The following is a 13227-nucleotide window of genomic DNA, read 5'->3' on the forward strand; positions in this document are numbered from 1 at the left end:
ATCGATGATCAAACGTTTTGCCGGACTGACGTTGGCCACCTTGCTGCTCAGCGCGAGCCTACCTGCGATCGCGCAGGAAGCCCCCGCCACCGCGCCCGATACGGTGACGGTCCACGGCGACCGCCCCGGGCCGAAATATGATAAGCGCCTGTTCGGCCAGTTCGCCGAGCATCTCGGCAAGGGCATCTATTCGGGCATCTGGGTTGGTACGAACAGCAAGATCCCCAACGTCCAAGGCTATCGCAGCGACGTGATCGCCGCATTGAAAGCGATCAAGGTTCCGTTAATCCGCTGGCCCGGCGGTTGCTTCGCCGACGAATATCACTGGCGGGAAGGGATCGGCCCGCGCGGCAAGCGTCCGGTCAAGGTCAACACCAATTGGGGCGGCGTGACCGAGGACAATGCGTTCGGAACGCACGAGTTCATGAACTATGCCGAGCTGGTCGGCGCGGAAAGCTACGTCTCGGGCAACGTCGGCACGGCGTCGCCGCAGGAGATGGCGGAGTGGGTCGAGTACATGACCTCGCCAACCGCCTCGACGATCGCCAACCAGCGGCGCGCCAATGGCCGCAAGGAGCCGTGGAAGCTGACGATGTTCGGCATCGGCAACGAGCTGTGGGGCTGCGGCGGCAACATGCTCCCAGACTATGGCGCGGACGTCACGCGGCGCTATTCGACCTTCCTCAAGGTGCCCGAAGGCCAGAAACTGCTCAAGATCGCGAGTGGCGCGAACGTCGACGATTACGTCTGGACCGAGACGATGATGCGTAAGGCGGGCGATCAGATCGACGGGATCGGCGCGCACTATTACACCATCCCCTATGACTGGAAGAAGAAGGGCGCGGCGACCGGGTTCGATGAGGACGCTTGGGCGCGCACGCTTTCCAAGACGCTGCGGATGGATGCGCTGATCGTCGGCCATTCCAAGATGATGGACAAATACGATCCGGCCAAGCGGGTCGCCCTGCTGATCGACGAATGGGGCACGTGGTACGACGTCGAGCCGGGCACCAACCCGGGCTTCCTGTACCAGCAGAACAGCCTGCGTGACGCGATGGTGGCGAGCCTCAACCTCGACATCTTCGCCCGCCACGCCGACCGCGTGCGCGGGGCCAATATCGCGCAGATGGTCAACGTGCTCCAGGCAATGCTGCTGACCGATGGCGCGCGGATGGTGAAGACGCCGACCTATTGGGTGTTCGATCTGTACAAGGATTATCAGGACGGCACCGTCCTGCCGATCGACGTCCAGTCGCATTATTACAACAAGAACGAGTGGACGATGAAGGCGGTCAGCGCGAGCGCGGTGCGCGGGACTGACGGCGCGGTGCATGTCGGGCTGACCAACGTCGATCCGAACAAGGCAACGACGGTGAGCGTCAAGCTCGACGGCGTGACGGGCGCGACCGTGTCGGGGCGGATCCTGACGGGAACCGCGATCGATGCGCACAACACGTTCGATGCGCCGGAGACGGTCAAGCCGGTCGCCTTCACCGGTGCGACGTTGCAGGGCGGGGTGCTGACGGTCGCGATCCCGGCCAAGGCGATCGTGATGCTCGACATCAAGTGATGGGCTGAGGGACCGCGGCGGCAACGTCGCGGTCCTTGGTTCGGAGCGTCACGACATCGCCTCCAAAGCGCCGTGGCAAAACACTGGGTCGGGAGATGTCGCTGCACGTCAACTGCGACAGTGACGCTGGCCAATATCGGTGTACGCTGCCACGAATGGCACAGGACGATCAGCGCGCGACCGCTCAAGCCGGATGGGCCGCATGGCAGCGGGGCGATGTCGCGACCGCCCGCGCCCTGTTCGAGGATGTCGCCGCGGCGGGCGTGGCGACCCCGGCATTGTGGCTGCTCCTGGCGCAGGCGCGGATCGCGACCGGTGCCGAAGACCTTGTCGATCAGGCGCTTGATCACGTGCTTGCGATGGAGCCACGCAACGTTGCTGCGTTGATTTTGAAGGGAGATCGTGCCGCGGATGACCGTGCGGCGACGTCCTACTATCAGTTGGCCGTTTCGCAGGGGCCAAGCGCGCAGGCTGCGGATCCCGCGACCAAAGCCTTGATAAGCCAGGCACAGGCGAAGCTGGCGCGGATGACCGAGCGTTTTGCGATGCATCTCCGGGGCACCATGGCAGCCCATCCGGCCGGCGCACGCTTCGACGAGGCGGTCGCGCTCGTGCTCGGGGAAAAGCAGTTGTATTTCCAGAGCCCGACGAGCTTCTTCTTCCCGGGCTTGCCGCACCGGCAATTCTTCCCATCGACCGAATTTGCCTGGGCCGCCGATGTCATGGCGGCAACCGATGACATCGAGGCCGAACTTCGGGCGGTATTGAAGGAGGGTTCCGGCCTGTCACCCTATGTCCGCGCGGACCCAACGCGGGCCAACCGCGGTCACGCGCTGCTCGACGATCCGCGCTGGAGCGCGTTTCACCTGATCGAGAACGGTGAGCCGGTCCCAAATGCCACAGAGCGGTTTCCGCGCACGATGGCGGCGCTGGCGAAGGTCCCGATGCCCGTCATTGCAGCGCGATCTCCGATGGCGCTGTTCTCCGTCCTGCAACCGGACACGCATATTCCGCCGCACACCGGTATGCTCAATACACGCCTGATCTGCCACTTACCGCTGATCGTTCCACCGGACTGCACGTTGCGCGTGGGCAATCAGATCGAGCCCGTGGAACGGGGAAAGCTCATGATCTTCGACGATTCGATCGAACATGAAGCGTGGAATCGATCGGACGCAACGCGCGTCGTGTTGCTGTTCGAGGTCTGGCGCCCCGAGCTTTCGGCGGACGAACGCGCCGCGCTGACGATCCTGTTCGAGTCAGTGGGCCTTTACGCTGGCGGGCAATGATCGCAGCCGGGGGAATGTCACATCACCGGACGGTCCAGCGGCTCCGGTCGGCATTGTCCGCCGTCACGCCGGGGTTGTCGGCGCGGAGCGTGCCGGCGTCGGTCAGGTGGAGATAGCGGTTGGTCGACAAGGCCATCAGCATCGCACCGCCGCTGAGGCTCTCCATCCACTGGAAGCTTTGCGTAGCGTCATGCCCGTCACGCTTGGGTTGCCACGCCACGCTGCCATCCGCTGCTGCCGTCAGCGCACGGTTGCCCTGTTCCAGACCGACGCGACCGAGACCGTGGTCGATTACGCGCACGCCGTCGCGTAGGATTCCGGCTGCGTCGCTCGTCCCCACCGGCGTGAAGCGGACCGTCCGGCCATAAGGGATCGTTGGTCGGCTTTCCGGTCGGCCTTCGGTGAGGGTGTAGGACAGGAAATCCGCCTGTCCACCGGCGGTGCCGCCACCGTTATAGGCGAACAAAGCGTAACGGACGCCCTGGAAGGTGATCAGCTGGAACGCCATCGGCACGGGTGAGCCCAAAGCCACGAACCGCCGCCCGTCGAGCGAATAGCTGTAGCGCGCGGTCTCGGTCGAGAAGTCGGCATCGCTGCGGAGCCAGACATGCGCGTTCTGGAGCGGCATGCGCGCCTTCTCACCGCCGGTCTCGTCGGTCTGCACCAGCGTCAGCCCGGTCGCATCGCGCCGCACCCCGAACCAGCTGTACGGCCGGTTGAGCAGCCCCAGCCCGGCCACATCGCCGACCTTAAGCGCGCTCGCGTCGAGCTCGACCGTCGGGGAGGATTGCGGACCGATCGCGCGCTGCGTGAGCGTATTGCGCGCTTGCAGGAAGCCGGTCGCGGGCAAAGCGTGGAGCCGCAGCGCGCCCTTGCGCTCGGTCAGCGACCAGGCGGCAGGAACGGGGACGTGGTTCCATTGCCATACGGCGAGCAAGCCGGGGCCATCGAACGTGTCGCTCCGCAGATACGGGGCACGGTCGGGCGTCTTGGGCAGGTCGGGTTTGACCCAGGTGCGCGGCGTCCGCCCGAGATTGCCGGGGAGCCCGAAATACGGCCAGCCGTCCTTCCACGTTACCGGCGACAGCGCGGTCAGGCGACCGACCGAGTTGCCCTCGAACATCGACCAGCCCCAGGTGTCGCCCTTGGGCGTCTGGATGATCCCGCCCTGATGCAGCGACAACCCGCCGCGTGCCTTGGGGTTGGGGGGCGTCAGCACCAGCGGATCGGCGCGCGCATCCTTGACGCGGTAGCCCTGCAACTCGCCGAAATCCTCCCACTGGCTGATCGACGGGTTGATCTCATACGGTCCGAGCGGCGAATCCGACCGGGCGGCAGGCATGCGGAAGGGGCCGGCATATTCCGCACTGGTGATGAAGTATTTGCCGTTCATCTTGAAGAAGTGCGAGCCCTCGCCCATCCCGCTGCCCTTGGGGATGATGATCCGTTCGCTGCCGGGGACGATGTCGGTCAGGCTTTGGTCGAGCTGTGCGAGATGGATCTCCTGATAGCCCCAGATGACGTAGGTCTTGCCGTCGTCGTCGAACAGCACCGACAGATCGTGGAAACTGCGTTTCATCGGCGTGCGCGTCCACGGGCCGCGCGGGGAGGGCGCGGTCAGCATCTGGGTCATCTGCCCGTTGACGTTGCTGAAGATGTAGAAGGTGCCTGCGTGATAGCGGAAGCTGGGGGCCCAGATGCCGCGACCGTAAACGTTCTGGCCGTTTTCGAGCCGATATTCCGGGCCAAGGTCTAGCGTGTCGAGCGCGTAGGCGACGAAATCCCAGTTCACCAGATCGCGTGAATGCAGGATCGGCAGGCCCGGCATCGCGTGCATGGTCGTGCCGGTCAGATAGAAGTCATCGCCGACGCGGATCATGTCGGGATCGGAAAACTCGTCGAAGAACAACGGGTTGGTGAAGGTTCCGTTGCCGTTGTCGGCGGTCCAGGTGGTGCCGGGCTGCGCCTGTTGCGGAGCCGCGTCGAGGGCGGTCGCGCAGGGGAGGGCTAGGGCGACGCTCGCGAGCCAACACCATTTCATACGTCTCTCCCCGCGCGTGGTGCGCGCTGCAAGGGCGCGGCTTCATTAGTATGAGTAATAGCGCGATCCGGCGGCTTGGCAACCGATCGCGCAGGCGTGACCGGTGAATGGGGTGCCTTCCGCAGGTCGTTTCCTGCGGAAGCATGGCCTCTGCAAAACCATTGTTGTTCGCCCGCAAGCTGCCGATCAGCTTTTGAGAACGGTGATCGCGTTCATTGTGGCGGAACGTCGCAATGTGGTGGAAAGCTGCCGTTCGATACGTGCTTCAGGCGCGAGCTTTCTTCGCAATCATCCATTCGACTGCCGTAAGCGCGAGCAGCGTCGTCACGAGGCAGATCATGACGCCTTTTTCGAGGGCCGGGCCAATATGAATGAGTTTCCAGTAGGATGCAGCAAATATCGCGGCAAAGATCAGCCCCGTCGCACCGACGATTTGCCGAACCGCTTGCATACCCAGTCTCCCCGTTGCGTTTTCCGCGAAGAGGTTGAGTGATTGCGCGAAGGTCTGCAAGTGGGCGGCATCGGACGTTCGGATGTGGTATCGGTAACCAGATTTCGTGTGCCGGACACGGTGAGCGGTTATATCAAAGGGGCCTCGTCAAATATGTGGCAAAATTTCCCGTTAGAAGTCTGCACTCGCAGCGCAATCCTAAGTACAGACTGCGGTACGTACTGGAGCGCGTGGTCAGCTATCGCGACAGGTGTCGCAGCTCTTATCGCACTTGTAGCGGTAGTAATTGCTCTGCTGGAGGGCTGGTTTCGGAGGAGGAAGGAGGCGAAGGCACGCCGGGACGTAATTAGAGAGGTCTGTTCCGCAGTAGACCAAATTCTAGCCTATCACGAGTTAGCCATAACCTCGGCGAAAGGAGGCTTCCCATTTCTAGAAAGTCATCAGTCGTTTAGGCAAATCCACGAGAACGCCATTACCCTGCGAGATGCGCTTGCGGTGCTTCAGGTGCGTTCAGAGCTGACCGACGGCGCAATATATTCTGCGATCGCCGTGCAGCGCATCGCGGCTCCACTTATCGTTCAAACTTTGGACCCTGAACACGTAGGTAATTGGCCTGATAGGGTAGCCAGACTGGAGCCGTTTCTTCCGCTAGCGCAAGTTGTTCGGCATCGCGTTGATGGAGTCCGCAAATATGCGAAGCTCGGTCCCTCGTCAGCGGCGAAAAAAATTAGAGATAAGTATCAGCCAGTCATTGCCGAAATGGAGCGTGCACAATCTGCCAAAGAAGTGCCAAATATTCCTAGCATATTGCGGGACCAATACTAATTGTCGAAGCGGCATTCGGCGAGGTACGTCTTAATACAGCAGGGTACCCATCGTTAGAAGCTAAGGCGCGGTTGTCGGTGGGGTTGAGTCATTCTGCGCGCCGATGTCCGAATCTGTGCGTTTGCAGTCGGTCCGCTCGGACACCCGAAAGCTGCCAGTCGGCTTATCATGAATGGTTGCCACGCCAGTAGCGGCTGAACGTCATGACCTGGTAGAGAGCACATGCTCCGCCCAATGCCTAAACTTACCGACGACGTTACTGCTGACGCATGTAAAACCAGCTAAGTGACGAGCAAACGCATCTTTGCCATAGCAGCATATGTTGCCTTTACGGCTGCGTGCGTAGCACTGCTCGGTCTTCTCTAGGTATCCCACAGCCTCCTGAGTTTCCCATGCGATAGCCCTGAAGATCCGCGGCCCTGTTCAGAAGTCGTTCCTTGGTTCTTTGCCACGCGAGGCCTCCTTCCGGTTGGCGGAATATGGGCTTTCCTTACGTGGGCAACGTTCAGTCGTCGCAGCAAACGGTAGATAGCGGCCTATTGTCCGCTACTGGCCCCGACCCCCCGTTCAGAAGCGCGCGATCGCTTTGAGCACATGGTCCGCCTCGACGATCAGTTCGGGCATCCGCACCGGGATGTCATCCGCGTCGAGACTGTGCGTGTGCAGCGCGTCGGTCGGGATGGCGCCGCTGAGCATCGCCCGTTTGACGCGCTCGAAATCGGCCGAGAGCGCGTTGCGGCTGGCGATCAGCGTTGTCTCGCGCTTGTGGAATTCGGGGTCGGCGAAGACCAGGTCGCCGGGGGCGACACCGACCAGGATCAGCTTCCCGCCATGCGCGACATACGCGAGGCTGCCCGCCATCGCGGCAAGCGAGCCAGTCGCGTCGAACACCGCATCGAACATCTCGCCACCCGTGGCCTCCGCCAGCGCGGCGGCCATGTCTGGGCCGGCTTCGACGGTGGCGTCGAAACCGAGCTTCTCTCGCGCAAACGTCAGTCGCGTCGGGCGCGTGTCGACGAGGGTCACGTGCGCGCCGTTGAAGCGGGCGAACAGCCCGGTGCCGACTCCGATCGGCCCGGCCCCCACCACCAGCACGCGCGCCCCCGACGGAACCTCCGCGCGCGCGACCGCGTGCGCGCCGATCGCGAGAAACTCGATCATCGCGGCCTGTTCGAGCGTCAGGTCGCCCGCGTCGAGCACCGCGCTTTCGGGGACGGCGATCAGTTCGGTCATGCCACCGTCCGAATGAACCCCGAGCACGCTGATGTTGACGCAGGCGTTGGGCTTGCCGTTGCGGCAGGCGATGCAGGTGCCGCACGCAAGATACGGGTTGATCGCGACGATCTGACCCGGACGCAGCGACGACCCCTCCGGCGCCTGTTCGACGGTGCCCGACAGTTCGTGCCCCATCACGCGCGGATAGGCGAGGAACGGATGCCGCCCGGCGTAGATGTGATAATCGGTGCCGCACAAGCCGACGCGCCGAATCCGGACCAGAACCTCACCGGCGCGCGCGGCGGGGGCGGGACGATCCTCGATCGCCAGATCGAACGGCTCCCGGCAAACGACGGTCTTCATGGTACGATCCTCAAAAAAACAGGGTCAGGCATGCGTCGGGTCTGACAATTTGTCGCGTATATGCAAGCAAGCGATCATATGCGCAATCCGGCGCTGGACTATTGCCGCATAGTGCCGGACAATCCTCGACAGGCAAACCGTTGCGGTAGGCGGTGGCGATTACGGCCAAGGGGAGGAGGATGCGGCGCATGAACACTGCGGATGGACTGACGCGGCGCGAGACGCTGGCGACCGGTCTTGCGCTCGGCGCGCTGCCCGCGGTCGCCGCCGCCGGGACAAGCACCGGCCACAAGGACGAGATGCTGTGGTATCGCCAGCCGGCGGGTGCCTGGACCGAGGCGCTTCCGGTCGGCAACGGTCGACTGGGTGCGATGGTGTTCGGACGCGTCGGGCAGGAACGGCTCCAGCTCAACAGCGACACGCTATGGGCGGGATCACCCTACGACCCCGACAATCCCGCGGCGCTGGCCGCGCTGCCGCAGGTCCGTGCGTTGCTCGCTGCTGGTCGCTACAAGGAAGCGACCGATCTGGCGTCGGCGAAGCTGATGGCCAAGCCGCTGTCGCAAATGCCCTATGGCGCGCTTGGCGATCTGTTGCTGACCTTCGTCGATGCGCGGCAACCCGACGATTATCGACGCGCGCTCGATCTCGCATCGGGGATCGCAACCACGACCTATGGGGGCGGCGGCAAACGCTACGCGCGCGAGGTGTTCGCCTCGGAACCCGATCAGGTGATTGTGCTGCGGCTGACCGCGGAGGGCGGGACGCTCGATTTCGACCTCGCGTATCGCGGCCCGCGCAAGGTCGCGGTTCCGCGCGAGCAGTTCGTCGAGGGTGCGGCCCCCCCTGCGACCGCCAAGACCGACTGGCTGCAGCGCGAGACCACTGAGGCTGCGCGACCCGGCGTCACGGTTGCGGTCGATGGCACGGATGCGATGCTGGTCACGGGCCGCAACGAAGCGTCAGACGGGATTGCGGCGGGGCTGACCTATGCGTTGCGCGTGCAGGTGCAGGGCGATGGCAGGATCGTCGCCAGCGCTGCGGGGATCACCGTCCGTGGCGCACGGCAGGTGACGCTGCTGATCGCCGCCGCGACGAGTTACCGCGGACCCGCCGACCAGAGTGCCGACCCGGTCGCCCTCGTCCGCTCGGTCGGCGCGGCTGCCGCAGCGAAATCCTACGAAGCGCTCCGGCGCGCGCATGTCGCAGATCATGCGGCGCTGTTCGGCGGGATGACGATCGACCTCGGCAGCAACCCCGCCGCCGCCGCACTGCCGACCGATCGCCGGATCGCGGCGGGGGAGGGCGGGACCGATCCGGGGCTGGCGGCGCTGTATCTGCAATATGCGCGCTATCTGATGATCGCGTCGTCGCGCCCCGGCACGCAACCTGCGAACCTGCAGGGGATCTGGAACGAAGGCACCAGCCCGCCGTGGGGGAGCAAATACACGATCAACATCAATACCGAGATGAACTACTGGCCCGCCGATCCCGCGGGGCTCGGGCTGTGCGTCGAGCCGTTGCTGCGGATGACCGAGGAGCTTGCGGTTACCGGCGCACGGACCGCGCGCGCGATGTACGGTGCGGGCGGCTGGGTCGCGCATCACAATACCGACCTGTGGCGCGCGAGCGCGCCGATCGACGGGCCTTTGTGGGGGCTGTGGCCGTGCGGCGGGGCGTGGCTGTGCAACACGCTGTTCACGCATTGGGATCATCACCGCACCGACGCGCTGCTCGGGCGGCTGTATCCGTTGCTGGCGGGTGCGACGCGCTTCTTCCTCGATACTTTGATCGAGGATCCCAAGGGGCGTGGCCTCGTCACATCGCCGTCGGTGTCACCCGAGAATCTGCACCCGTTCGGATCGTCACTGTGCGTCGGCCCGGCGATGGACCGCCAGATCATCCGCGACCTGTTCGCCAACACCGTCGCGGCGGGCAAGCGGCTGAAGCGCGATGCCGCCTGGCTCGAGACAGTCGCCGCCGCGCGCGCGAAGATCGCGCCGGACCGGATCGGTGCGCAAGGGCAGTTGCAGGAATGGCTCGAGGATTGGGACGAACAGGCCCCCGATCCGCATCACCGGCACGTCTCGCATCTCTATGCGGTCTATCCGAGCGGGCAGATCAACGTGCGCGATACGCCCGAGCTGATCGAAGCCGCCAAGGTCACCCTGCGGCGGCGCGGCGACCTGTCGACCGGTTGGGCGACCGCGTGGCGGCTGTGCCTGTGGGCGCGGATGGGGGAGGGGGACCATGCCCACGAAATCCTCAACGGGCTGCTCGGCCCCAACCGCACCTATCCCAACATGTTCGATGCGCATCCACCGTTCCAGATCGACGGCAATTTTGGCGGCGCGGCGGGGATCATGGAGATGTTGGTCCAGTCGTGGGGCGATACGCTTCATTTGCTTCCGGCGTTGCCGAGCGCGTGGCCCGACGGTGCGATCACCGGGTTTCGCGCGCGCGGCGATCTGCGCGTCGACCTGACATGGCGGCAGGGGCGGCCGCAGGCGCTGACGATTCGCGGACCCGCGGGATCGACGGTGGCGGTACGGGCTGGCAAAGAGAGCTTCACGGCCCGGATCGGCGCGGCGGGGCAATACCGGCGGCGCTGGGCGTGACCGGGCAGGCGTAACACATCGGGGAAGTGATGAAGCAAAGCGGCCCGCAAGGCACCTACACCGCACCGGCGATCGAAAAGGCGTTCGAGGTCATCGAACTGCTCGGGCAACATCCCGAGGGCGCGCTGGTCAGCGAAATGGCGACGTTGCTGGGGCGTTCGGTCGGCGAACTGTTCCGGATCATCATCGTGATGGAGCGGCTCGGCTATCTCGAGAAGTCGGCGCGGACCGATCGCTATACGGTCGCGTACAAATTGCTCGAGGTCGCCTATCGCGCCACGCCCGCGCAGGACATCACTCGCGCCGCCTTGCCGCAGATGCAGGGGCTGGCGCAGGATGCGGGGCAGTCGTGCCATCTGGTCGTGCCCAACGCCGGCAGCGGCCTGGTCATCGCATGCGAGCAGCAGCCGGGCATCCGCGGGTTTTCGCTGCGGGTCGGCGCCAAGATCGACATCGTCAACAGCTGCTCCGGACAAGTCCTGCTCGCGTTTTCGAGCGAGACGCGCGCCGGACAGATTCTCGCGGCAGCCGAGCAGGACCGCGCCGACCCGATCGATCGTACGCGGTTGGCGGAGCAGCTCGCGCTGATCCGCACGCGTGGCTATGATCGTCGACAAAGCCCGATCACGCACGGCGTGACCGACATCAGTTGCCCCGTCTTCGGGTTCGACGGCAACGTCGCCGCCGCGCTCACCATTCCATTCCTCGAACTGATCGACGGATCGCAGAAGGTGGACGCGGAAGCAGCCCGCGAGATGCTGCACGCGGCGGTGGCGCGCATTTCGGAAACTTTGGGGTATCGCGCCAATCGGTTAGGGTGATCCGCGACCCCGGGACTATCCCCTGCACCACAACGATGCCGTCTTAACGGCACGACCTAGGAGTGTACCATGACGATCGAGATCCGCCGTACCGGCGCCACGCGCAGACGCTTCCTCGCCAGTTCGGGCGCGGGCGGGCTGGTCGCGGGAATGTTCGCCGGGATGCCGGGCGTGGTCTTCGCGGCGCAGCCGTCGGCGACGACCGGCCTGCGCCCCAAGGCCGCGTTGCAGCCGTTCGACCTCGCCGACGTCGAGCTGTCCGAAGGACCGTTCCTCCATGCGCAGCGCAAGACGATCGCGTATCTGATGAGCCTCAGCCCCGACCGGATGCTCCACAATTTCCGCGTCAACGCCGGGTTGAAGCCCAAGGCCCCCGTCTATGGCGGCTGGGAATCGGACGCGCAGTGGGCGGACATCAACTGCCACGGGCATACGCTCGGCCATTATCTGTCGGCATGTGCGCTGGCGTATCGCTCCACCCGCGAGCCGCAGTTCAAGCAGCGGATCGACTATATCGCGGGCGAACTCGCCGCGTGCCAGGATGCCGCCAAGACGGGACTGGTCTGCGCGTTTCCCGATGGCGCGGCGCTGGTCGCGGCGCATCTGCGCGGCGACAAGATCACCGGCGTGCCGTGGTACACGCTGCACAAGGTCTATGCGGGCCTGCGCGACGCGACGTTGCTCGCGGACAGCGCCGCGTCGAAGGCGGTCCTGATCCGGATGGCCGACTGGGCTGTCGTGGCGACGCGCCCGCTGACGGCCGCGCAGTTCGAGACGATGCTCGATACCGAACATGGCGGGATGAACGAGACCTTCGCCGACCTGTTCGTGATGACCGGCAACCCCGCCTATCGCGAGATGGCCGAACGCTTCTCACACAAGGCGATCCTCGAACCGCTGGCGCTTGGACGCGACCGTCTGGACGGGATGCACGCCAATACGCAGGTGCCCAAGATCATCGGTTTCCAGCGCGTCTATGAAGTGACCGGCAACCCGCAGTATCGCGATGCCGCCGCGTTCTTCTGGAAGACCGTCGCGCTCACGCGCTCGTTCGCGACCGGCGGGCACGGCGACAACGAGCACTTCTTCCCGATGGCGGATTTCGAGCAGCACGTCTTCTCGCCCAAGGGGTCGGAGACGTGCTGCCAGCACAATATGCTCAAGCTGACCCGCGCACTGTTCCTGCAGAACCCGCAGGCGGACTATGCCGATTATTACGAGCGGACGCTCTACAACGGCATCCTCGCGTCGCAGGATCCGGATTCGGGGATGGTAACCTATTTCCAGGGCGCGCGGCCCGGCTACATGAAGCTGTACCACACGCCCGAGCATTCCTTCTGGTGCTGCACCGGCACGGGGATGGAGAATCACGTCAAATATCGCGACTCGATCTACTTCCACGACGATCGCGCGCTGTACGTGAACCTGTTCGTCCCCTCCTCGGTAACGTGGCGCGAGAAGGGTGCGGTGTTGCGGCAGGTGACGACCTTCCCGGATTCGCCGACGACGACGCTTCGCTGGACGCTGCGGCGGCCGACCGAACTGACGCTGCAATTGCGCCATCCGCGCTGGAGCAAGACCGCGACCGTGCTGGTCAACGGGGTGGAGACCGTCCGGTCAAATGCGGCGGGCAGCTACGTCAAAGTCGCGCGGACGTGGCGCGATGGGGATACGGTCGAACTGCGCCTCGCAATGGAAGTCGCGACCGACCATGCACCCGCCGCGCCGGACGTGGTGGCGTTCACTTATGGGCCGATCGTGCTGGCCGGGGTGTTCGGGACCAAGGGGCTGGCGAAGGACGCCGACATCATCGTCAGCGAGCGCAAATATGGTGAGTATAACGACGCGCCGTTCACCCCGCCGACCCTGACGGGGCTTCCGGACACGATCGCGGCACGAGTCCGCCCCGGTGCTGCGCCGCTGGAGTTCACGATCGCGTCGGAAGACCAGAGCGCGGTGCGGCTGGTCCCGTACCACCGCGTCGCGCACGATCGCTACGCGACCTATTGGAAGGTGCGGCCCGCGGCGGTGTAG

Annotated in this window: 9 protein-coding genes; 6 read left to right on the forward strand and 3 right to left on the reverse strand. The window is 64.7% G+C overall.

Annotated elements, in window-relative coordinates; all coding sequences use genetic code 11:
* Positions 1 to 4 precede the first annotated feature (4 nt).
* Both ABIC17_RS05745 and ABIC17_RS05750 read left to right on the forward strand, forming a co-directional pair.
* Positions 5 to 1570: an alpha-N-arabinofuranosidase gene (locus ABIC17_RS05745; protein WP_354279950.1), complete on the forward strand. Its 1566-nt coding sequence runs from the start codon at positions 5 to 7 to the stop codon at positions 1568 to 1570.
* Between the two features lie 155 nt (positions 1571 to 1725).
* Positions 1726 to 2859, forward strand: coding sequence for an aspartyl/asparaginyl beta-hydroxylase domain-containing protein (locus ABIC17_RS05750; RefSeq protein ID WP_354279952.1), 1134 nt, complete (start codon positions 1726 to 1728; stop codon positions 2857 to 2859).
* Positions 2860 to 2881: 22 nt separating this feature from the next.
* Here the strand turns inward: ABIC17_RS05750 and ABIC17_RS05755 are convergent, their stop codons facing one another.
* Both ABIC17_RS05755 and ABIC17_RS05760 read right to left on the reverse strand, forming a co-directional pair.
* On the reverse strand, positions 2882 to 4900 hold the full coding sequence (locus tag ABIC17_RS05755; RefSeq protein WP_354279953.1) for a glycoside hydrolase family 43 protein: 2019 nt from the start codon (positions 4898 to 4900) through the stop codon (positions 2882 to 2884).
* Positions 4901 to 5165: 265 nt separating this feature from the next.
* The gene (locus tag ABIC17_RS05760) at positions 5166 to 5411 is read right to left on the reverse strand and encodes a hypothetical protein (RefSeq protein ID WP_354279954.1); all 246 of its coding nucleotides are present in this window, start codon (positions 5409 to 5411) and stop codon (positions 5166 to 5168) included.
* Here ABIC17_RS05760 and ABIC17_RS05765 point away from each other — a divergent pair.
* On the forward strand, positions 5394 to 6176 hold the full coding sequence (locus ABIC17_RS05765; protein WP_354279955.1) for a hypothetical protein: 783 nt from the start codon (positions 5394 to 5396) through the stop codon (positions 6174 to 6176). The genes ABIC17_RS05760 and ABIC17_RS05765 overlap by 18 nt on opposite strands.
* Positions 6177 to 6743: 567 nt before the next feature.
* Here ABIC17_RS05765 and ABIC17_RS05770 read toward each other — a convergent pair.
* Complete coding sequence (locus tag ABIC17_RS05770) at positions 6744 to 7754, reverse strand: zinc-binding alcohol dehydrogenase family protein (RefSeq protein ID WP_354279957.1); 1011 nt, start codon at positions 7752 to 7754, stop codon at positions 6744 to 6746.
* 188 nt (positions 7755 to 7942) lie between these two features.
* Between ABIC17_RS05770 and ABIC17_RS05775 the strand changes: the two genes are divergently transcribed.
* The 3 genes from ABIC17_RS05775 to ABIC17_RS05785 all read left to right on the forward strand — a co-directional run bounded on the left by ABIC17_RS05775 (position 7943) and on the right by ABIC17_RS05785 (position 13227).
* Positions 7943 to 10372 (forward strand): glycoside hydrolase family 95 protein, encoded by a 2430-nt coding sequence (locus ABIC17_RS05775; RefSeq protein WP_354279959.1) that lies wholly within the window; start codon positions 7943 to 7945, stop codon positions 10370 to 10372.
* A 29-nt stretch (positions 10373 to 10401) separates the two neighbouring features.
* Positions 10402 to 11193, forward strand: a complete 792-nt coding sequence (locus ABIC17_RS05780) for an IclR family transcriptional regulator (protein WP_354279960.1) — start codon at positions 10402 to 10404, stop codon at positions 11191 to 11193.
* Positions 11194 to 11262: 69 nt separating this feature from the next.
* Entirely contained in the window at positions 11263 to 13227 is a 1965-nt protein-coding gene (locus ABIC17_RS05785) for a glycoside hydrolase family 127 protein (RefSeq protein WP_354279962.1), read from the forward strand.

The organism is Sphingomonas sp. PvP056 (assembly GCF_040549155.1).
GTDB lineage: Bacteria > Pseudomonadota > Alphaproteobacteria > Sphingomonadales > Sphingomonadaceae > Sphingomonas.

Coding starts and splice junctions, on each gene's coding strand:
- ABIC17_RS05780 (WP_354279960.1), top strand. CDS start 10,402: ATGAAGCAAAGCGGCCCGCAAGGCACCTACACCGCACCGGCGATCGAA.
- ABIC17_RS05745 (WP_354279950.1), top strand. CDS start 5: ATGATCAAACGTTTTGCCGGACTGACGTTGGCCACCTTGCTGCTCAGC.
- ABIC17_RS05775 (WP_354279959.1), top strand. CDS start 7,943: ATGAACACTGCGGATGGACTGACGCGGCGCGAGACGCTGGCGACCGGT.
- ABIC17_RS05750 (WP_354279952.1), top strand. CDS start 1,726: ATGGCACAGGACGATCAGCGCGCGACCGCTCAAGCCGGATGGGCCGCA.
- ABIC17_RS05770 (WP_354279957.1), bottom strand. CDS start 7,754: ATGAAGACCGTCGTTTGCCGGGAGCCGTTCGATCTGGCGATCGAGGAT.
- ABIC17_RS05785 (WP_354279962.1), top strand. CDS start 11,263: ATGACGATCGAGATCCGCCGTACCGGCGCCACGCGCAGACGCTTCCTC.
- ABIC17_RS05755 (WP_354279953.1), bottom strand. CDS start 4,900: ATGAAATGGTGTTGGCTCGCGAGCGTCGCCCTAGCCCTCCCCTGCGCG.